General features: G+C 54.2%; 23 protein-coding genes and 1 riboswitch. Of the genes, 7 read left to right on the top strand and 16 right to left on the bottom strand.

The features are described 5' to 3' along the window. Window positions 1-48: 48 nt before the first annotated feature. Entirely contained in the window at window positions 49-573 is a 525-nt protein-coding gene (ftnA, locus tag CBE72_RS09455; protein WP_100143464.1) for a non-heme ferritin, read from the bottom strand. 274 nt (window positions 574-847) lie between these two features. Between ftnA and moeA the strand changes: the two genes are divergently transcribed. The 5 genes from moeA to CBE72_RS09430 all read left to right on the top strand — a co-directional run bounded on the left by moeA (window position 848) and on the right by CBE72_RS09430 (window position 5,366). Next, window positions 848-2,092, top strand: a complete 1,245-nt coding sequence (moeA, locus tag CBE72_RS09450; protein WP_100143316.1) for a molybdopterin molybdotransferase MoeA — start codon at window positions 848-850, stop codon at window positions 2,090-2,092. 7 nt (window positions 2,093-2,099) lie between these two features. Further along, on the top strand, window positions 2,100-2,852 hold the full coding sequence (gene moeB / locus CBE72_RS09445) for a molybdopterin-synthase adenylyltransferase MoeB (protein WP_100143315.1): 753 nt from the start codon (window positions 2,100-2,102) through the stop codon (window positions 2,850-2,852). Between the two features lie 273 nt (window positions 2,853-3,125). Continuing rightward, window positions 3,126-3,785 carry a Bax inhibitor-1 family protein gene (locus CBE72_RS09440; protein ID WP_100143314.1) on the top strand — a complete coding sequence of 220 codons (660 nt, stop codon included), beginning with the start codon at window positions 3,126-3,128 and terminating at the stop codon, window positions 3,783-3,785. A 3-nt stretch (window positions 3,786-3,788) separates the two neighbouring features. Then, window positions 3,789-4,595: a hypothetical protein gene (locus tag CBE72_RS09435; protein WP_100143313.1), complete on the top strand. Its 807-nt coding sequence runs from the start codon at window positions 3,789-3,791 to the stop codon at window positions 4,593-4,595. A 261-nt stretch (window positions 4,596-4,856) separates the two neighbouring features. Further along, window positions 4,857-5,366 (top strand): M23 family metallopeptidase, encoded by a 510-nt coding sequence (locus CBE72_RS09430; protein WP_100143312.1) that lies wholly within the window; start codon window positions 4,857-4,859, stop codon window positions 5,364-5,366. Here the strand turns inward: CBE72_RS09430 and CBE72_RS09425 are convergent. Then, complete coding sequence (locus tag CBE72_RS09425) at window positions 5,335-6,219, bottom strand: LysR substrate-binding domain-containing protein (RefSeq protein WP_100143311.1); 885 nt, start codon at window positions 6,217-6,219, stop codon at window positions 5,335-5,337. The genes CBE72_RS09430 and CBE72_RS09425 overlap by 32 nt on opposite strands. Window positions 6,220-6,327: 108 nt before the next feature. Between CBE72_RS09425 and CBE72_RS09420 the strand changes: the two genes are divergently transcribed. After that, complete coding sequence (locus CBE72_RS09420; protein ID WP_100143310.1) at window positions 6,328-6,984, top strand: FMN-dependent NADH-azoreductase; 657 nt, start codon at window positions 6,328-6,330, stop codon at window positions 6,982-6,984. Between the two features lie 85 nt (window positions 6,985-7,069). Here CBE72_RS09420 and CBE72_RS09415 read toward each other — a convergent pair whose 3' ends face one another. The 14 genes from CBE72_RS09415 to moaA all read right to left on the bottom strand — a co-directional run bounded on the left by CBE72_RS09415 (window position 7,070) and on the right by moaA (window position 16,425). Beyond that, on the bottom strand, window positions 7,070-7,237 hold the full coding sequence (locus CBE72_RS09415) for a YqaE/Pmp3 family membrane protein (RefSeq protein WP_039034620.1): 168 nt from the start codon (window positions 7,235-7,237) through the stop codon (window positions 7,070-7,072). Between the two features lie 115 nt (window positions 7,238-7,352). Then, on the bottom strand, window positions 7,353-8,033 hold the full coding sequence (locus CBE72_RS09410) for a TIGR01621 family pseudouridine synthase (RefSeq protein ID WP_100143309.1): 681 nt from the start codon (window positions 8,031-8,033) through the stop codon (window positions 7,353-7,355). Window positions 8,034-8,036: 3 nt separating this feature from the next. After that, window positions 8,037-9,299: a sensor histidine kinase gene (locus CBE72_RS09405; protein ID WP_100143463.1), complete on the bottom strand. Its 1,263-nt coding sequence runs from the start codon at window positions 9,297-9,299 to the stop codon at window positions 8,037-8,039. A gap of 49 nt (window positions 9,300-9,348) precedes the next feature. Continuing rightward, the gene (locus CBE72_RS09400; protein WP_100143308.1) at window positions 9,349-10,026 is read right to left on the bottom strand and encodes a response regulator transcription factor; all 678 of its coding nucleotides are present in this window, start codon (window positions 10,024-10,026) and stop codon (window positions 9,349-9,351) included. Window positions 10,027-10,028: 2 nt separating this feature from the next. After that, on the bottom strand, window positions 10,029-10,550 hold the full coding sequence (locus tag CBE72_RS09395; RefSeq protein WP_100143307.1) for a PepSY domain-containing protein: 522 nt from the start codon (window positions 10,548-10,550) through the stop codon (window positions 10,029-10,031). Between the two features lie 55 nt (window positions 10,551-10,605). Beyond that, complete coding sequence (locus CBE72_RS09390) at window positions 10,606-10,968, bottom strand: YgiW/YdeI family stress tolerance OB fold protein (protein ID WP_100143306.1); 363 nt, start codon at window positions 10,966-10,968, stop codon at window positions 10,606-10,608. A gap of 122 nt (window positions 10,969-11,090) precedes the next feature. Beyond that, the gene (locus tag CBE72_RS09385; RefSeq protein WP_100143305.1) at window positions 11,091-12,185 is read right to left on the bottom strand and encodes an ABC transporter ATP-binding protein; all 1,095 of its coding nucleotides are present in this window, start codon (window positions 12,183-12,185) and stop codon (window positions 11,091-11,093) included. Continuing rightward, window positions 12,182-12,847: a molybdate ABC transporter permease subunit gene (modB, locus tag CBE72_RS09380; RefSeq protein ID WP_039034615.1), complete on the bottom strand. Its 666-nt coding sequence runs from the start codon at window positions 12,845-12,847 to the stop codon at window positions 12,182-12,184. Before modB ends, CBE72_RS09385 begins: the two co-directional genes overlap by 4 nt. Further along, window positions 12,848-13,648 (bottom strand): molybdate ABC transporter substrate-binding protein, encoded by an 801-nt coding sequence (gene modA, locus CBE72_RS09375; RefSeq protein ID WP_100143304.1) that lies wholly within the window; start codon window positions 13,646-13,648, stop codon window positions 12,848-12,850. A gap of 12 nt (window positions 13,649-13,660) precedes the next feature. Further along, window positions 13,661-14,119: a molybdopterin synthase catalytic subunit MoaE gene (moaE, locus tag CBE72_RS09370; protein WP_100143303.1), complete on the bottom strand. Its 459-nt coding sequence runs from the start codon at window positions 14,117-14,119 to the stop codon at window positions 13,661-13,663. A gap of 1 nt (window position 14,120) precedes the next feature. Then, window positions 14,121-14,369 (bottom strand): molybdopterin synthase sulfur carrier subunit, encoded by a 249-nt coding sequence (gene moaD / locus CBE72_RS09365; protein WP_025889200.1) that lies wholly within the window; start codon window positions 14,367-14,369, stop codon window positions 14,121-14,123. 4 nt (window positions 14,370-14,373) lie between these two features. Next, on the bottom strand, window positions 14,374-14,850 hold the full coding sequence (gene moaC / locus CBE72_RS09360) for a cyclic pyranopterin monophosphate synthase MoaC (RefSeq protein ID WP_025889198.1): 477 nt from the start codon (window positions 14,848-14,850) through the stop codon (window positions 14,374-14,376). Continuing rightward, complete coding sequence (gene moaB, locus CBE72_RS09355) at window positions 14,843-15,373, bottom strand: molybdenum cofactor biosynthesis protein B (protein ID WP_100143302.1); 531 nt, start codon at window positions 15,371-15,373, stop codon at window positions 14,843-14,845. The genes moaC and moaB overlap by 8 nt, the downstream gene beginning before the upstream one ends. A gap of 71 nt (window positions 15,374-15,444) precedes the next feature. After that, window positions 15,445-16,425 carry a GTP 3',8-cyclase MoaA gene (moaA, locus tag CBE72_RS09350; protein ID WP_100143301.1) on the bottom strand — a complete coding sequence of 327 codons (981 nt, stop codon included), beginning with the start codon at window positions 16,423-16,425 and terminating at the stop codon, window positions 15,445-15,447. Continuing rightward, window positions 16,413-16,548, bottom strand: a riboswitch (molybdenum cofactor riboswitch). It overlaps the preceding gene by 13 nt. A gap of 232 nt (window positions 16,549-16,780) precedes the next feature. On the opposite strand from moaA, the gene CBE72_RS09345 reads away from it, so the two are divergent. Then, window positions 16,781-18,430: an electron transfer flavoprotein-ubiquinone oxidoreductase gene (locus CBE72_RS09345; RefSeq protein ID WP_100143462.1), complete on the top strand. Its 1,650-nt coding sequence runs from the start codon at window positions 16,781-16,783 to the stop codon at window positions 18,428-18,430. Window positions 18,431-18,465 lie beyond the last annotated feature (35 nt).

Here is an 18,465-nt window from a genome sequence, read left to right as displayed (position 1 = left end):
GGCATAGGCCTTCACCTTATGCCTGACTAACGCGAACAAGCCAACGGATCACACTTGTGCATTCATCACGGTTGCGCCGGCTTCGCTGGCCAATTGCATCAGATCTTTGTCGATCAAGAACAGCGCCTTGCCATCTTCGCCCACCAGACGGATCTTATCGACTATCGACTTGAACAGCTTCTCTTCTTCGTGCTGCTCGGCCACATACCACTGCAAGAAGTTGAAGGTAGAATAGTCTTGAGTCGTGAAGGCGGTATGTGCCAAGGCATTGATTTTGCTGGTTATCAGCTGTTCGTGCTCATAGGTGTACTCGAACAGGGACAGCAGGGATTCAAAGTCAGCCTTGGGAGCTTCAATGGCGCCCAGCAGAGGCATACCACCGGTTTCACTCACATAAGTGAACAGACGACGCATATGCTGCATCTCTTCATCGGCGTGATCACGCAGGAACTTGGCCGCGCCTTCAAAGCCCTTGTCTTCACACCAGGCGCTCATCTGCAGATACAGGTTAGAGGAGAAAAACTCCATATTGATCTGCTCATTCAACTTATCAATCATGGCTTGTGCCAACATATCCTTGCCTCTCATTTCGGGTATCTGTTTCATGGGCGCTATTGTTATCAAGGGGCACAACAAATGCAAGAATCTTTACCTAAGGCAATGATTTATAATGAAAACACTTTTCATTTAACTTGAGTTATCATTTGCCATTTGTTGCAATCTGCTGACAGTAAAAGGAAAAGCCGGGCTCCAGGGCTCGAAAACTGGCATGCAGATCATAGTCATCCGCTTTCAGCATGGCATAATAGCCAACCAGGTTCAGTAATAGCTCAAATAAGGTTGCTCTATGTCCAAGCCGCAAGACGTCTGTGCCCATCCAGGGCTGATGCACCCGGATCTCGCTCTGCCCCTGCTGCTCGAGCAAGTCACCCCGTTGGAAGATACCGAAACCGTGCAACTGTCGGATTCTCTGGGACGAGTGCTGGCAGAAGACTTGGCCAGCAGCATAGACTTGCCCCCATTCGATAACTCGGCGATGGATGGTTACGCCTATCGTTATACCGATCTGCCCGAAAAGGGCAACCTGACACTATTAGGCAGCTCTTTTGCTGGCCATCCCTTTGAAGGCGAGTATCAGCCTGGCGGCTGTGTCCGCATCATGACGGGCGCCTCAGTGCCGGTAGGGTTCGACACAGTGCAAATGCAGGAGAAAACCGAGGCCAATGGCGAGCAGATCACCATAGAGCCCTGCAAACAGGCCGGAGATAATGTCCGTGGCCGCGGCGAAGAGTTGCGAGCCGGTACCAAGGTCCTCAAGGCGGGGACCTTGATCGGCGCCGCCGAAATGGGAGTGATGGCCACCATAGGCATCAACAGTCTGAGAGTGATCCGCAAGGCCAAAATCGCTTTCTTCTCCACCGGTGATGAATTGCGCCCTGTGGGTTCAGAGTTGGCGCCCGGTCAGATCTACGACTCCAACCGTTACTCGATTCAGGGCCTGCTCAGCCGCGCCGGTGTCGAGTGGCAGGATCTCGGGGTTATTGCGGATGATCCTGAGGCTATCCGCCAAGCGTTTCGCAACGCCTCGGCCAGCGCCGATATGGTGATCACTTCAGGCGGTGTCTCAGTTGGTGATGCCGACTTCACCAAGCAGATCCTCGATGAGGAAGGCAAAATAAGCTTCTGGAAACTGGCGATCAAGCCGGGCAAACCCTTTGCCCTCGGTCATATAGGCAAGGCGATATTCTGCGGCCTACCAGGCAATCCGGTTTCATCCATGGTGACCTTCTACAAGTTGGTTTGGCCCCTGTTGAACAAACTTCAGGGACTGCCACAAAATAAACCGTTACTACTGGACGCCAAATTGACTGCGCCTATCCGCAAACAACCCGGCCGAGTGGAATACCAGCGCGGTATTTTAAGCCGCAACCAGGATGGAGAACTGGAAGTGGCGGTAACCGGCTCTCAGGGTTCCGGCATGCTAACCTCCATGAGCCTGGCCAACTGTTTTATTATTCTGGAGCAGATGCAGGGTGACACACCTGCAGGTACCAGAGTCACAGTAGAACCCTTTAACAGCGTGCTGTGCTGAGGCCGATATGACCGACGAGATACTCACAGATGCCGAGATGTTGCGCTACAGTCGGCAGATCTCCATCAAGGCGATGGACATTGAAGGCCAGGAGAAGCTCAAACAGGCCAAGGTGCTAATGATAGGTGCCGGTGGCCTAGGCTGCGCTGCAGGTCAGTATCTGACGGTTGCCGGGGTCGGTAAGTTGACCCTAGTGGACTTCGACACTGTCGAACTGTCCAACCTACAGCGCCAGGTATTGCACCAAGATGGCAATATTGGCCAACCCAAAGTGGAATCGGCCAAAGAGAGCCTGAGTGCACTCAATCCCCATGTGCAGATAGAAGCCATCAATGGGGTATTGGATGATCCTGAATTGGATCAACTGGTTGCCGAGCACCATCTGGTGCTGGACTGCACCGATAATGTTGCGGTGCGCGAACAGCTCAATCGCAGCTGTTTTCGGCATAAAGTACCCTTGGTGTCCGCCGCCGCTATCCGGATGGAAGGGATGATCGCCGTCTTCGGTTATCAGCAGCAGATGCCTTGTTACCACTGCTTCAGCAGCTTGTTCGGCGAGCAGCAACTCAGCTGTGTCGAGTCGGGCATTTTGGCGCCGGTCGTCGGTATGATGGGCTGCCTGCAAGCTGTGGAAGCCATCAAGGTCATCAGCGGGATCGGTAAGCCGCTCTACGGTCGTTTACTGATGGTCGATGCCATGACCATGGAGTTTCGCGAGATGAAGCTGCCGCAAATCGCCAACTGCCCCGTCTGCGGTTGAGGCTGCAATAATAAGAGGCTGCCTGGGCAGCCTCTTCCTTTGATAATGCCCGGAACAAGCCAGTTAAAGCCTCGGCCCGCGTCGAATAAACCCCATCCCACAACAATGTCAGCCACGGTTTATCTCTATAGCATGATTATGCCTATAGTCTCTGCTAAGCAGGAAGATATCGCACAAGCTTTTGGGCGATAGCGCCTTGTTGAGCCTGGTATTTTTCTATATCGTGTGGCGCTTTCATTTTGCCTGAAATCTACAACTAGGAAACTTCTCGCTATGGACAATAGCCTGCGACGCAACTATGGTACCGACAAGGGCCAGATCAGTGCCGGTAAATATAACCTGGTCGTTGGTCTGACCCTGATCTGGGGTTTTGTGATCAACTACCTGATGGTGTTGAATATCAATCCCGAAATCATTCTTACCATTCCAACCTGGCTGTTCTTTATCGGCTACTTCGGCTGTTGTATGGCGGGCATCTATCTATTTGAACGCTCAGCCCAGCCCGCGATAAGCTTTCTCGGTTACAACCTAGTCGTTATTCCCTTCGGCCTGATAGTTAACCTGGTGGTCAGCAGCTATGATTCGACTCTGGTATTGGAGGCGCTGCGAATAACCACTATTGTCACCCTGGCAATGATGATATTGGGTACCCTGTTTCCCGCCTTCTTTGCCCGCATAGCCAGCGCCCTGAAGATAGCCTTGCTGTTGGTGATCATTGTCGAACTGGTAGAGCTATTTATCTTCAAGACCCATCACGGCATTATCGACTGGATAGTGGTGCTAATCTTCTGCGGCTACATTGGCTATGACTGGGGCCAGGCCAACGCCAAGGAAAAAACGGTCGACAACGCCATCGACAGCGCCGCTGCGCTTTATATGGATATCATCAACCTATTCCTGCGCATTTTGAGCATTCTGGGAAGAAGGAATTAACCCATGCGTTTACTCTTGCTGTTGCTGCTCTCTATGGCTTTTTCCTCTCTGAGCGCTGCCGAGTGCAGCACTCAGGCTCTGGCCAAGGCCAGGAGTGATTTCCAGCAAGGTTATGCCAAAGGCGAGTATCAACAGGCAACGGCGGCACTCGCCGCCTTTCATCAAGAATGTGGCTATGAGTTGTTCCCCAAAATCAAAGGCGCGACCGAGCCAGCCATCGAAGATGTTCGCCGCTACTACTGGCTGATAAGCGATCTCTTGCTGGGTCTGTCGCGCAGCGGACAGCTCAACGAATGCATAGCCCTGGCCGAGTATGAAGAGCTCAATTGGGGTAGCCACTTTTATCGCCTCGGGGGTGAATCCGTGCTGGCGGCCCTGCAATACAACGCCGCCAACTGTAAGAGCAACAGAGAGCAAAAGCTCGGCAGTTTCAGTCAACCAACTTGCCCAATCGCAGGTGCTGCGGATGCGCTGGCGATTCCCTCAAGCTGGCAGTTGGGCCAGGCCTGTTTGCGGCTGTTTCCGGGGCAAGCGGAAACCGAGTTTGATGCCGGCGATCAGATACCGCCTTATGTCGAACTGATAACCGCCACCGAGCGCCACAAACTGGCCTTTGCCGACGGCAAGCTTGGCAGTGGCGATTTTTGCGGCTTCTCTACTCTGGCTCTGGGCCGCAATAAGCAATTACGCATTTCAGGAAGTGGCGGATTCTGCTGGCAAGGCAGTGCGGCTTTCATGCTCGACTCAGTCTACCGCTTGCAGCAAGATAAACTGACCATCACAGACGAACTGTTTGTCCCAATCCACTGAAGCATTATGGGATGTTCGATTACAGAGATGCTGCTGAATAACCCGAGATCCCAATACCTTGATGTCGCAGGCGGGTGTCCTCGGAAACTCTTTCTGGCGCAGAGCGGTGATAGCACTACCGGACGCAAGCCAAGTGTAAAGCTCCAGAACCAGGATAGGTTTTGTATCCAAGCGCTATCTTGATAGGCTCGTGATGAACTAAAGCTCGATAGCACGAATAGCGATCTGCTGTTAATTTTGAAGCTAAGGAAGGTGTCGGCAATGAAAAAACGTTATGGCTTTATCCTGCTGCTACTGCTGATCTTTGCCGGTGCCCTGATCCCGGAAAACCCACAGGTGCCGGTTCACCAGGCCAGCGCCAAAGACTGGCATAAAGACAGTTTCTGGTATTACCCCTGGGGCGCCTCAGGGGTACACAAGGGCATAGATATCTTCGCCGCCCGCGGCACTCAAGTGCAGGCCCCGACGCCCATGCTGCGCCTCTATCAAGGGGAGTGGCGTCTCGGCGGCAAGGTAGTGCTAGCCTTGGGGCCAGGCTGGAAGTTGCATTATTTCGCCCATCTGGACAGCCTGGAGCCGAACAGTTTTTATCTACCTCAAGGCAGCAGACTGGGCACGGTCGGCGACTCGGGCAATGCCAAAGGCAAGCCGCCCCATCTGCACTACAGCATAGTCAGCCTGATGCCCATGCCTTGGTTGATGGATGATGCGCCCCAGGGATACAAGAAGGCGTTTTATCTCAATCCTGTGACCTATCTGGCGCCCCGCTGAGTGCCTGCTGCCTGAGCCATTCGAGAAACACCCTGACTCTGTGGCTCTGCTCGCGGCCGGGAGCCGGCAGCAGCCGATAACTGAGCCCAGGCAACACCTTGCCCGGCAAGCAAGGTTTCAACCATCCCCGCTCCACCAAAGAGGCCACCAGCACAGAACTGGCAAGTGCCAGGCCTTCACCGGCCAGAGCGGCCTGTACCAGGTGATCCTCTTGGGTAAACTCCAGCAATCTGGCACCTTTGAACTCGTGATAGGTCTGTTGCCATTGCAGCCAATCGAGCCCGTCGAGAGCCGGATTCTGCCAACGGGTCTGCAACAGCGTCACCTGAGGTTGCTTGCTCTTGAGATAACCGGGACTGGCGTAAATGCCGAAGGTCTCACTGAACAGCACCTCTTCGCCTTCTGCCGCTTTGCCGTAGCGTATGCAGAGATCTGTCTCACCCAGAGGGTCGCTCGGTTGCAGCCCTTCATTGCTGCTGACCGACACCCGAATATCGGGGAAATGCTGCTGAAAGTCCGGCAATCGCTGCGCCAGCCATAGGGCGGCAAAGCCATGGGTGGTGGAAACTCTCAGCTGGTTCGGCGCCACGCCCAAACGTTCAATCCCCTGGGCTATGCCGAGCAAGGCCTGGCGACAGGATTCTGCCAACTCGGCTCCGGCCGGCGTCAGTGATACCGCCCGGGTCTGACGGATAAAAAGGCGGGTGTCCAGCTGAGTCTCGAGATTTCTTATCTGATGGGAAACGGCAGTCGGAGTCAGACTCAACTCCTCCGCAGCCAGCTTGAAGCTCAGATGCCTGGCGGCGGCTTCGAACACTCTCAAGTTATTCAGTGTGGGTAAATGGGCAAACATTACGATCAAATAAGTGAATTTTACTCATCTATAAGTGAGAAATGACCCTTTGTCAACTCGAGCGGTATTCCAGATAGTTATGCTCTGAGCAAACAAACGGAGAAAGTGATGAAAACTCTTTTAAGAATAGATGCCAGCGCCAGAAGAACCGACAATGACAAGCCCAGCTATAATTCGATTTCCAAGTCGTTGGCGCAGCAATTTTGCGATCACTGGCTGACAATAAATGAAGGAGCAGAATTCATCTATAACGATTTGGGTGACCAAGCGCCGCCGACCATCACCCAAGATTGGATTGCCGCTGTATTTACCCCTGAGGAACAGCAAAGCACAGAGCAGCAACGGCTGCTGGCACTGTCTGACCGCCTTATCGACGAACTGCAGCAGGCCGATATCATTCTGATCTCAACGCCCATGTACAACTACGGCATGCCGGCAGCACTCAAGGCCTGGTTTGATCAGGTCATCCGCATCAACCGCACATTCAGCTTCGACTTAAAGCGTGGCGATTTTCCGCTGCGGCCGATACTCAGCGGCAAGAAACTAGTGTTGGTTTACTCCTGCGGCGAGTTTGGCTTTGGCGACGAAGGCATTCGCGCCGGAATGAATCACCTGGGTCCCCACATCAAGACCCTGAGCCACTATCTGGGGGTGGAGCAGTTTTATGAAGTGCGCAGTGAATACCAGGAGTTTGCCGACGAGCGCCATCAGGCTTCCATCGAAGCGGCCAGCGCCTCACTGAGGGAACTGGCCCAAAAAATTTAATAATCAAACCTCTGCGTTTGAGAAACCAAAGCCCGGATTGGCCGCGAACAAAGACCGGCCAATGCCGCTGTCTCAGCTTTTGTTCTCAGTCCTTGGTCACCACCCAGAGTGCATGCAGCAGCCCGGGGAACCAGAAGAACAGGCAGAGAATGATATTGATCAGCAGGTCTTTACCGGCACCGGCTTTGAGGAATACCGCCACCGGTGGCAACAAAATGGCGATAATGACGAGCAAGAGTTTGTTGGTATCCATGGTATGACTCCTGGCAAGGAATTAAAGGGACAACCCGTTTAACTTGGCAGCATGACACCCAGCTTGCAACCTTTTTCCCTTCCCTGAGAGTGAGCCGCAAGGTCGGCCCCAAGATTCATTTGCGCTTGGGCCAATCCAAATCCCAGGGTTGCTTAAGCGTTTGCAACTGACTCAAAACGCCCGGCTGCATAAAAACTTCGCCTTGCGATGGTAAACTCAGGTATCGAAGCACTTGCCCGCGCCATTCAAACTCCAAAGCATAGGCGTGCAGGTAGCCACGATCAGCCTCAACAGCGCTGCCGCCATAGAGAGTATCCCCCAGAATCGGCACTCCCAGGCTGGAAAGTGCTACCCTCAGCTGATGAGTCTTGCCGCTGTGGGGTTTAAGCAGGTACAGTCGCAGCCCTTCGGCGACCGACCAAGAAAAGAACTGAGTAACGGCCGGGTTGTCGGTGGAACGCAACAGCTTGTACTGGCTACGGCGGGACTTAGCCATATCACCTATGATCCAACCCTGTTTCTTACCCGGTTTACCCTTGGCCAACGCCAAATAATATTTCTGCACCTTGTGTTCACTGAACATACGGGTAAATTCGGCCGCCGCCGCGGATGAACGGGCCAGCAGCAACAGGCCAGAGGTCAAGGTATCGAGCCTGTGTACGGGATAGAGCTTATAGCCCAGTTCCTGCTCGGCGCTGGCCACTAAGCCAGCATCGCCGTGTTGGCTGTGAAAATGAACCCCAGGACGCTTATCCAGCAGGATAAAGTCGGGTTCTGTGGCTATCACTGAATACATGGGTTAAACCTGAAATGTGACTATGACCCTAAGGCCGGGGTGGTTATCCTGTAGCGAAATACTGGCGTTGTGCCGCGAAAGGATCGCCTTGACCATGGAGAGTCCCAGGCCGGTGCCCTGTTTATGACGACTGGGATCCAGCCGCACCAGGCGTTCGAAGACCCGCTCACGCTCCGCCTCAGGGATCCCAGGGCCATTGTCGCTGATGATGACCTGGTTAGCTTGCTGCGAGATGGTAATACAGGCACCCTCGCCCGCATAGCGAATGGCGTTGTCGACCAGGTTGAACAGTGCCTGGAATACAAGGTGTTTATCGCCTGTGATACGGCAATCCTCATTAGTTTCCAGTTTGAGCTGCTGACCTTCCGCCTCGGCCAACACATCGGCCATATCTAGCAGATCGGTGCACATCTGCTGCAAGCTGAAGCTCTCCAGCTCCAGTTTTTGCTGCCCTTCTTCGATACGGGTCAGCGACAGCATGGCGTTGAAGGTCGCCAGACAGTGATCCAGCTTTTCGATCAAGATGGCGCTGCGTTCAGGGAGTTCCTCCGCCGGGTATTGCGGCAGCTGTTCCAACCCGATCCTCAAGTGTGAAAGAGGCGTACGCAGGTCATGGGCGATATTGTCTGTCACCCCGCGCACCGCAGTCAGGTTACGTTCCAGCGTATCCAGCACCCGGTTGAACTGACGCGCCAGCATATCGAATTCATCACTATTGCGACTCACCGGCAGACGGGTGTTGTAGTAGCCTCGCTCTATGCGTTCACTCAAGCGGTTGTATTGCACCAGACGCCTGAGCAGTGCCTTGGAGAACAGGTAACCCATAGCCAGTGTCAATACCACTGTCAGCATCACGGCGGTAACTGCGGCGCTGAGAAACTTCTCGATCAGGGTCGCCAGGTGGTCGGTACGGGTGGCAATGAGTACAGGGCCATAGCGGGTGGTGACCACACCGCCGGTGAGAATATGCAGTTTATCCGGGCCGCCGGTAAGAATCGGGAAATCGCGGGTTTTTGGCAACAGCGGCATATCATCCGGCATAAAGGTCAACGCCCCCACCATATCCGGGCTACCCTGCCAGGCGATCAGCGCAGTTTGCGGATCCGCGGCGCGTATCTGAGCCGCAAAGCCTCGCTGATCGACACTCAAGGCCAACTGTTGATAGCGCTGCGCCTCCGAGGCCAAGTGTTTCTCAACCTGAGACTGCTGCTCAGTGACCAACTGTTGATAGAGGGCGAACAGCAAGGCGCCGATGATCAGCGTCACCAGCATAGAAAAGAAAATAGTGATGCGCCATACGCTGCTCTGGTAAGGCTTAATGGCTTTGGCGGAGACGATAACCAGCCCCTCTTATGGTTTCAATCAGTTCACCATGGCCCAGCTCTTCAAACTTGCGTCTTAGCTTGGCGATATGCACATCGATAACATTGGTTCTGGGATCGAAATGGTAGTCCCATACGGCTTCAAACAACAGGGTACGGCTGATCACCTGATTGGCATGCTCCATCAGGTACTTGAGCAGCTGGAACTCCTTGGGTTGCAGCATCAGTTCGGTGCCGTCCAGGGTCACTTTACGGGTCAGCAGCTCCATCTCCAACAGACCCACCTTGAGATCTGTCTTGGCCGGTTGTGACTGACCACGCAACATCAGTTTCTCGGCCCGTACCAGCAGCTCGGAGAAGGCAAACGGCTTGGTCATATAATCATCACCACCGGCGCGCAGCCCCTTGACCCTCTCATCGACATGGCTGAGCGCCGAGAGGATCAACACCGAGGTTTGATTGCCAGTGGCCCGAAGCGCCGCCAATACCTTGAGGCCATCGAGCCCGGGTAACATACGATCCAGGATCACCAAGTCATACTGACTACTGGTCGCCAGCAGCAACCCTTGATGGCCATCGACTGCAGTTTCAATGTTGTGCCCCTGCTCCAGGAATCCCTTGACGATATAGTCCCGAGTAGTTGCATCATCTTCGACCAGTAATATCTTCATTGTCAGTCCCATTTCAGTAGAGGCAATGGCCGCTGTTTTTCAATATCGAATGCCAGCTTATGCTTACCACGTTCATCCATTACTTTCAGCTCAAGGTAGGCAATCCCCAGATCTTTATCCAGTTGAGCCTCCAGCAGGTGAGCCTTGCTGTTTTGTACTGCCATTTCCACTAACTGGGAAAAACTGAGCTGCTTCTGCACCAGCAGTTTGACCACAGCCAGTTCAGCCATATCATCGGCCTCCAGACGCTCTACCTTACGCTTGAGGATCTCACCATTGCTGGCAAGCAAATCCAACTCTGTGGTAGTACGATCATCCGGGTTAATCAGGTCGATTTCATAGACCAAGGCCCCGTTTTCCACATCGGTTTCAAACTCGACAATCACCCCAGGAAACTGGGACTCAATACGCTGCATCAGCTCTATCGGTTGGATACGGTCATTATCGTTTAACAGTTCCAACAGTGTGGGGGACGCGACTGCCGCCGATGAAAGCAGCACCAACCCCGCCAATAAACGTCTCATTTTGCCTCCATCCGAGCGCTGGCACTGAAGGCCAGCCACTCATACAAGCCATGGGTCACTTTGCAGTGTCACCAATTAGGGTGATACTTTCAATTTCCACTTCCTTGCCGTTCCATTCCTTGTCGACCTCACCAATCAATTTAACCAGAGTGCTTTCTTTCACATCGGCGTTAATATTGCGCCACAGGTCATGATCGATTTCGACTTTCACTTCACCCGAGTCATCACGGAACAGATAGGTTTCATCGCCCAGGCTCTTCACCAGGTATCCAGTCAGTTCAACTTTAGAGTCGTCATTGGCCTGCTCGACCTGAGACGCACTATTGACCCGGTTTTCAGCTCCAGGCCCTGTATAAGCAGCCAGAGCCGCGGCACTGCAAAATGATGATAATACCAATAAATAAGCTAACTTTTGCATCTTGTTTCACCCTTGTGGTTGTTTCAATGGCTGTAGTATAAATTTCAGCATTTGAACCCAGGATGGAAGCTAAATTAAGTTTTGATCATCTAATCAACAACAGTCGTGAAAAACTGTATGCCTTAAGACTCAAGGATATGAATTTGTTCGGATTTGAGCGCGACTTCGGTCTGCATGCCGGCAACCAGCCCCAGCTTGCGCGCCAGATGTAACGGCACTTCGGCGCTGAGATTCTGATCCACGCCTTCGATTGCCGCCAGCAGGCGCACAGACTCGCCCATCACCAGTAGGGATTCGAGCCTGACATTGAGTTTATTGAAGCTGCGGCACAGGCGGCCACGGCTGATGGAGTTGAATCTGACGCCTTGATTGGGCACTACCCAACGCACCCTGTCTCCCGGATTCAGGCGCGCATCATAGTCACAGGCAATCAGTTGCTCGCCAAACTTGAGCCAGGTGAGTTGCCGCTCCTGCTCCAGGGCCACCACTTCTGAGTCAAACAGGTTTCTAAGACCCATCTGCCGGGCAACCGCCTCGTTGCGGGGTTTAGCCAGCACTTCATGGGGCACACCCTGTTGCAGCAACTGCCCTTGGCTGATAAGCACCATGCGGTCGGCCAGCAACAAGGCTTCGTTGAGGTCATGGGTCACCATGATCACCGGAATATGCAGCTGTGACTTGAGCCGAGCCAGCTCCAGATACAGGCGCTCACGGGTTTCGCGATCGACCGCAGAAAAAGGTTCATCCAGCAGCAATACCGACGGCTCACGCGCCAACGCTCTGGCCAGTGCCACCCTTTGTCTCTGGCCACCGGACAACTGCTCCGGCAAACGATCCGGCAAACCGTGCAGATTGACCCGCTCCAGCCAATCAAGCGCTCTGGCCCGGCGTTCGGCTTTGGGCAGATGATCCAGCCCGGCGATAACATTGTCGACCGCACTCAGATTGGGAAACAGGCCAAAGTGCTGCGGCACAAACCCCAGATGGCGCTGCTGTGGGCTCAGGTTCACCGTCTCGGAAAACCAGGGTCTATCACCATAGCGGATACTGCCGGATTGCGGCTTATTGAGCCCGGCAATCATCCTCAGCAGCGTGGTCTTGCCGCCACCGGAGGGCCCCACCACGGCCAGGACTTCACCGGCACGGCAAACAAAGTCGGCCTGCAGTGGGATCCCCTTGGTTTGATGAACGCTGACATGCAAATCTGTCGGGGTCATTTCAATCTCCCGAGCCGCCGCGACAGCCCTGTGGTCAATGCCAATGTGGTGATGGCAAACAGCAAGAGTACCAGCGACATAGTACCGGCCGAGGCGAAGTCAAATGCCTGGACACTGTCATAGATGGCGATGGAAATCGTCTTGGTCTCTCCCGCGATGGAGCCCCCCATCATCAAGACGACACCAAACTCGCCGAGCACATGGGAGAAACACAGCACCAGGGCCGTCAAAATCCCCGGCCACACCAAGGGCAACTCCACCTTGAATAGCTGCTTAGTGCGACTCATGCCGCAACAGGCGCAGGCATCACGCACATCCTGTGGAATAGCTTCAAAGGCTCTTTGAATCGGCTGCACCGCAAAGGGAATATTGACCAGTACCGAGGCGACCACCAGGCCGGAGAAATGAAATACCAGCTGCACTCCCAAGGTTTGCTGTAGCCATAGACCCAGCCAGCTTTCACTGCCAAGCCCTACCAAAAGGTAATAACCGATCACCGTAGGTGGCAACACTAGGGGCACCATGATCAGCGCTTCTATCCAGGACTTACCGCGAAACTCACGGTAGGCCAGCAAGCGGCTCAACAAGATGGCAAGCGGCAAGAGCACCAAGACACTGATAGCAGCCAGTTTGACCGAGAGCCATAGCGACTGCCAATCCATTCAGCTTCCCTCGGGCAGGGCAAAGCCATAGGCGCTGAACACTTGTCGCGCTTCCGGCCCCTGCAGATAGTCGTAAAAGGCTTTGGCATCGTCGCCGGCTTTCTCAAGCAGCACCATCCGCTGGGTCAGCGGGGCATGGGAATCTACCGGCAACGCCAGATAGCGACCTCTCGCCTGAAACTGCGGTGCTACCGCCAGCGACAAGGCAACTATGCCGCCTTGAGTCGAGCCACTCAAGGCAAACTGCGCCGCCTGGGAAACGTTTTCGCCATAGATGAGGTTGGCCTGCAACTCCTGCCACAAACCCTTTTGCTTGAGCAACGCACGGGCGCGCTCGCCATAGGGAGCATGATCCGGGTTGGCGATGGCAAAGCGCTTGATCTGCCCGGCGGCCAGTGCTTGTTGCAGCCCCAGTAATTCTTGATCCAGTTTCAGTGGCGAATTCTTGGGAGCCACCAGTGCCAAGCGCCCGTAAGCGTAGACCACACCCTTGTCACGGGTGATGCCGGCGTCAGCCAGCGCCTCGACATAACGCTCGTCGGCCGAGAGAAACAGCTCAAACGGCGCACCATGTTTTATCTGCGCTACAAAGTTACCGGAAGAACCGTAGGAGATCTTGAGTTGGCGTCCTGTCTGTTGCTGATAGCGCTCGGCGATATCATCCAGGGCAAACTTGATATTGGCCGCCGCAGCCACATGAACGCTTTGCGCCGCCGCAGCCGGCAGACACAGACCAAGCAGTGCCAGCGCGGTCAGCACGGCCTTGGTCGTCAAATTCAGCAATCGCTCCAATAGCACCATCACACGCTCCGGTTACTTTTCCCAGGCCTTGGCGGCCTGCTCGTCGGCATCGCGGGCCTCAACCCAGTGTTGGCCACTGTCACCGGCCTCCAGCTTCCAGAATGGTGCCTTGGTCTTGAGGAAATCGATGAGAAACTCACAAGCCGCAAACGCCGCCTTGCGGTGGGCACTGCTGACACCGATAAACACTATCTGCTCGCCAAGATGCATAGTGCCAACCCGGTGAATGATGGTCAGCTGATTCAGCGGCCAGCGCTCACGGGCTTGAGTGGCGATTTGCCCCAAAACGGCTTCTGTCATCCCGGGATAGTGTTCCAGCGTCAGGTCGGTAACCGTGCTGCCATCGTTGAAGTCGCGCACCTTGCCAACAAAGGTCACCACGGCGCCATCGCTGTTGTCGGCGGCGATGCGGGCATATTCGGCCGGGACATCAAAGTCGGCGGTTTGTACCAAAATACGATCGCTTTGCATCTCAACCTCCGGTTACCGGTGGGAAGAAGGCCACCTCGTCACCCGCTTTGATCTCTGTATGCCAAGGGCTGAGAGTTTGGTTGACGGCTACCAACAGCTTGTCGGACGCCATCACTCTGGCCCACTTGTCGTCTGTGGCCGCCAGTTGGGCACGCAGCGCCTCGGCCGTCAAACCCGGCTGGCTCTCGACTTCAATGGCAGCCGTTCCCAATAATTCGCGTACTTGAGCAAAAAACAGCACTTTAATCATATCGTTACACCTTAAAATGACCGGATTTACCGCCGCGTTTCTCCAGCAGTCTTACCTGGGTAATCACCATATCTTTCTGCACCGCTTTACACATATCGTAAATAGTCAGCGCCGCAACCGAGGCCGCCGTCAGGGCTTCCATTTCAACCCCGGTTTTGCCAGCCAGCTTACACAGGCTGGTGATCCTAACCCGGTTTTGCTCCGGCTCGGCCTGCAGATCCACCTCGACCTTGGTCAACATCAAGGGGTGGCACAGAGGGATCAGCTCTGAGGTTTTCTTCGCGGCCATAATGCCGGCGATTCTGGCAGTGGCGAACACATCGCCCTTATGGTGGCTGCCACTCATGATCATCTGCAGCGTCTCGGCTGACATCTCAATATAAGCCTCGGCACGGGCTTCGCGCTCGGTGATCGACTTTTCGGTCACATCCACCATATGGGCGTTGCCGTCGGCATTGATATGGGTAAAGGCATTAGTCATCTATAGCAACCTTTTTCAAATGGGATACGAAGTTACAGGGCCGGTGCCGGGCATCCAGCTGCTCTTTGAGGATCTTGTTCCAGGCCGTACGACATGCGCCGGTGGAACCGGGCAGACAAAACAGTGCCGTTTGATTGGCGATACCGGCCAATGCCCGCGACTGCACAGTAGAAGTGCCCAGCTCAGTGTAAGTGATGTGGCGAAAGAGTTCACCAAAGCCTTCTATTTCAGCATCAAACAGCGGCCGCAGCGCCTCCGGGGTGTTGTCTCTGCCGCTAAAGCCGGTGCCGCCGGTGGTGATGATCACCTGAACATTAGCCGCGGCTATCCATTGGCTGACGATGGCGCGCATCTGGTATTTATCATCCGGGCAGAGCTTACGCTCGACCAAGTTATGCCCAGCCTCCTGCAGTGCCTGTACCAGAAAACGCCCCGAGGTATCCGTCTGCAGATCCCGGCTATCTGAAAGGGTAAGAATGGCGATATTCAAGGGCTCAAAATGGGTATGAATGCAATGTCCCATGTCAGTTCCTGCTGCTGAATGCTACCGAGATGGCGATGATAGGTATCGGGCGCCCAGACGAGCGCCCCCCCTCAACCGCCGATAGAGGCCAGATGTTGGGTCACACCGGTAATGCCTTGGTGCAGATAGTGAGTCTCTTTCTTCTGTTGCAACTGCTGATGCAAACGGGCAATCAACTCATCCTGCTGTTCAGGACTCTGAAGCAGATCCCGAAGATCGACACCATGTTCGGTGAACAGACACAGGTGCAGCTTACCCTTGGCAGAAACCCGCAACCTGTTACAGCTGGCGCAGAAGTTTTTGGCATAAGGCATGATGAGCCCAATACGGCCACGATAATCAGGATGGCTGAAGTTTTGCGCCGGACCATCTTCGGCCGCGGGCTGATCATACTGCCAACCTTCGGCCTCGAGTCTGGCCTTAATATCGGCTCCAGCCAAGTGATGCGCCTTGAAGTAGTCGTGACCCAAACCGGTTTCCATCAGCTCGATGAAACGCAGATCTATGGGGGTATGTTTGATCCAATGCAGGAAACGCGGCAGATCCTTGTCGTTGAGATCCTTGAGCAGCACGGCGTTGATCTTGACCCGCTCAAAGCCGGCTTCCAGCGCCGCATTTATACCACGCATGACCTCATCGAACTTGTTCTCGCCGGTGATCTGATAAAACATCCTGGGGTCTAGGCTGTCCACAGACACGTTGATCCGCCTCAGCCCGGCGTCATACCACTCTTTGGCGTGCTTCTCGAGCCTATAACCATTGGTGGTAGTGGCGATAGTGTGAATTTCGCTGTTGTCGGCAACGGCGCGGATGATATCGGTAAAGTCTTTGCGCAGCGTAGGCTCGCCACCTGTGATCCGTACCTTGCGGGTACCTACTTTGGCGAAGGCGGCAACCAGATTCTCAATCTCGCTGAGCGTCATAAAAGAGGGCTTGCCCTCCGGGCGATAACCATCCGGCAGGCAATAACTGCATTTGAAGTTACAGACGTCAGTGACTGACATCCGCAAATAGTGAAATCTTCGACCAAAATTGTCTTGTAATTGGGACATGATCACCTTTCCAAGTCAGGGAGGTGAGGGCATTTCTTTGCTCACCCCGGTGGCAAAATTGCCACGGCTAAAGGACCATATCTTCACTGACGTAGGACCAAAAGCTCGGAGAACCGTCTGCGCCAATTATAGGACGAAAAGGGGGGTGAACCATACCCCTAAAAATGTATTTCCCGATCTGGTTCAAATCTGCGTGGACTTTTTGTGACAAGCTTCACTCAGAAATTTCATCAAAACTAACGTCTGCTTTCCGATCAAATACTGTGCCCTGAATAGATTTTCAGGTAAGGTTGGAGCTGGATAAAAATAAAACACCCGTTTACATCGGGGGACTTTGAAGGATAGAGGTGACATGATGGAACGCGAATCAATGGAATTCGATGTTGTTATCGTCGGTGCAGGCCCAGCCGGACTGGCTGCGGCTTGCCGTTTGATGCAGATCTCCAAAGACAGCGGCAAAGAGATCAGTGTCTGTGTGGTCGAAAAAGGCTCTGAAGTTGGCGCGCATATTCTCTCCGGTGCCGTCTTTGAACCCAGCGTATTGGAAGAACTCTTCGGTGACTGGAAAGAACTGGGAGCCCCCCTGCATACCCAGGTTACAGAAGATGAGATCTATCTGCTCAAGTCGGCCGAAGATGGCAAACATCTGCCCAACAGCCTAGTACCCAAGACCATGCACAACCATGGCAACTATATTATCAGCGTCGGTAATCTCTGCCGTTGGATGGCCGAGCAAGCCGAAGGCCTGGGAGTGGAGATATTCCCCGGTTTTGCCGCCAGCGAATTGCTGCTCAATGAAGACGGCAGCGTCAAGGGAATACTGATTGGCGACATGGGCATAGGCGCCGATGGCCAGCCCAAAGACAGCTATATGCCGGGCATGGAGTTGCACGCCAAATATACTGTGTTTGCCGAAGGCTGCCGTGGCCATCTGGGCAAGCAACTGATAGAAAAATTCCACCTGGATAACGGCAAGACACCACAACATTACGGTATAGGCTTCAAAGAGATTTGGAAGATCCCGGCCGAACAACACCAACAGGGTAAAGTGGTTCACAGTGGCGGCTGGCCACTGCAGGAAGGTGCCAGCGGCGGCGGTTTCCTCTACCATATGGAAGACAACCAGGTTGCCGTGGGACTGATCATCGACCTCAACTACAAGAACCCGCATCTGAGCCCTTTCGATGAATTTCAGCGTTACAAGACCCACCCTGTCATCGCCAAGACCTTAAGCGGCGGCGAGCGTTTGAGCTATGGTGCCCGCGCCATTACCAAGGGGGGCCTCAACTCTCTACCCAAGATGAGCTTCCCCGGCGGTCTGGTCATAGGTTGTGATGCCGGGACACTCAACTTCGCCAAGATCAAGGGCACCCACACCGCCATCAAGAGCGGTATGTTGGCGGCCGAGACTCTGGCCGAAGGCCTTATCGCCGGGGTTGAAGGCGGTAAAGATCTTGACTGCTTCCAGGAGCGGCTGGAGCAGAGCTGGCTCTTTGATGAGCTTTACCGCTCGCGTAACTTCGGCCCGGCCATGCACAAGTTCGGCACCTTCATGGGGGGCGCCTTTAACTATATCGATCAAAACTGGTTTGGCGGTAAGTTCCCTGTCACCCTGAGGGACGAGCATCCCGACTATGCCCAGATGGGTGAGGCCAGCGCCTACAGCAAGATTGACTACCCCAAGCCGGACGGCAAGCTTAGCTTCGACAAGCTCTCTTCCGTGTATCTGTCCAATACCTTCCACGAGGAAGATCAGCCCTGCCATCTGCGTTTGAAAGACGCCAACATCCCTATTGCGGTCAACCTAGTGAAATACGATGAGCCGGCGCAGCGTTACTGCCCTGCGGGGGTCTATGAGGTGGTTGAAGACGAGGGACAACCCAAGTTTGTGATCAACAGCCAGAACTGCATTCACTGCAAGACCTGTGACATCAAGGACCCCAGCCAGAACATCACCTGGGTAACGCCAGAAGGTGGTGGTGGCCCTAACTACCCCAATATGTAATTGATGACTGTAAACCACAAAAACGCGCCTTTTAA

The organism is Shewanella carassii (assembly GCF_002777975.1).
In the GTDB taxonomy this organism is placed as follows: Bacteria; Pseudomonadota; Gammaproteobacteria; order Enterobacterales; family Shewanellaceae; genus Shewanella; species Shewanella carassii.
This window is presented reverse-complemented; position numbering and strand designations above follow the sequence as displayed.

What these genes read in the sequence shown, in the direction of transcription:
- moaE (WP_100143303.1), bottom strand. Translation starts at nt 14,119, where the DNA reads ATGCAAAGCGATCGTATTTTGGTACAAACCGCCGACTTTGATGTCCCG.
- CBE72_RS09410 (WP_100143309.1), bottom strand. Translation starts at nt 8,033, where the DNA reads ATGTATTCAGTGATAGCCACAGAACCCGACTTTATCCTGCTGGATAAG.
- CBE72_RS09440 (WP_100143314.1), top strand. Translation starts at nt 3,126, where the DNA reads ATGGACAATAGCCTGCGACGCAACTATGGTACCGACAAGGGCCAGATC.
- CBE72_RS09390 (WP_100143306.1), bottom strand. Translation starts at nt 10,968, where the DNA reads ATGCAAAAGTTAGCTTATTTATTGGTATTATCATCATTTTGCAGTGCC.
- ftnA (WP_100143464.1), bottom strand. Translation starts at nt 573, where the DNA reads ATGTTGGCACAAGCCATGATTGATAAGTTGAATGAGCAGATCAATATG.
- moaC (WP_025889198.1), bottom strand. Translation starts at nt 14,850, where the DNA reads ATGACTAATGCCTTTACCCATATCAATGCCGACGGCAACGCCCATATG.
- CBE72_RS09400 (WP_100143308.1), bottom strand. Translation starts at nt 10,026, where the DNA reads ATGAAGATATTACTGGTCGAAGATGATGCAACTACTCGGGACTATATC.
- moaD (WP_025889200.1), bottom strand. Translation starts at nt 14,369, where the DNA reads ATGATTAAAGTGCTGTTTTTTGCTCAAGTACGCGAATTATTGGGAACG.
- CBE72_RS09425 (WP_100143311.1), bottom strand. Translation starts at nt 6,219, where the DNA reads ATGTTTGCCCATTTACCCACACTGAATAACTTGAGAGTGTTCGAAGCC.
- CBE72_RS09345 (WP_100143462.1), top strand. Translation starts at nt 16,781, where the DNA reads ATGGAACGCGAATCAATGGAATTCGATGTTGTTATCGTCGGTGCAGGC.
- modA (WP_100143304.1), bottom strand. Translation starts at nt 13,648, where the DNA reads ATGGTGCTATTGGAGCGATTGCTGAATTTGACGACCAAGGCCGTGCTG.
- moeA (WP_100143316.1), top strand. Translation starts at nt 848, where the DNA reads ATGTCCAAGCCGCAAGACGTCTGTGCCCATCCAGGGCTGATGCACCCG.
- moeB (WP_100143315.1), top strand. Translation starts at nt 2,100, where the DNA reads ATGACCGACGAGATACTCACAGATGCCGAGATGTTGCGCTACAGTCGG.
- modB (WP_039034615.1), bottom strand. Translation starts at nt 12,847, where the DNA reads ATGGATTGGCAGTCGCTATGGCTCTCGGTCAAACTGGCTGCTATCAGT.
- CBE72_RS09420 (WP_100143310.1), top strand. Translation starts at nt 6,328, where the DNA reads ATGAAAACTCTTTTAAGAATAGATGCCAGCGCCAGAAGAACCGACAAT.
- moaA (WP_100143301.1), bottom strand. Translation starts at nt 16,425, where the DNA reads ATGTCCCAATTACAAGACAATTTTGGTCGAAGATTTCACTATTTGCGG.
- moaB (WP_100143302.1), bottom strand. Translation starts at nt 15,373, where the DNA reads ATGGGACATTGCATTCATACCCATTTTGAGCCCTTGAATATCGCCATT.
- CBE72_RS09430 (WP_100143312.1), top strand. Translation starts at nt 4,857, where the DNA reads ATGAAAAAACGTTATGGCTTTATCCTGCTGCTACTGCTGATCTTTGCC.
- CBE72_RS09415 (WP_039034620.1), bottom strand. Translation starts at nt 7,237, where the DNA reads ATGGATACCAACAAACTCTTGCTCGTCATTATCGCCATTTTGTTGCCA.
- CBE72_RS09395 (WP_100143307.1), bottom strand. Translation starts at nt 10,550, where the DNA reads ATGAGACGTTTATTGGCGGGGTTGGTGCTGCTTTCATCGGCGGCAGTC.
- CBE72_RS09435 (WP_100143313.1), top strand. Translation starts at nt 3,789, where the DNA reads ATGCGTTTACTCTTGCTGTTGCTGCTCTCTATGGCTTTTTCCTCTCTG.
- CBE72_RS09385 (WP_100143305.1), bottom strand. Translation starts at nt 12,185, where the DNA reads ATGACCCCGACAGATTTGCATGTCAGCGTTCATCAAACCAAGGGGATC.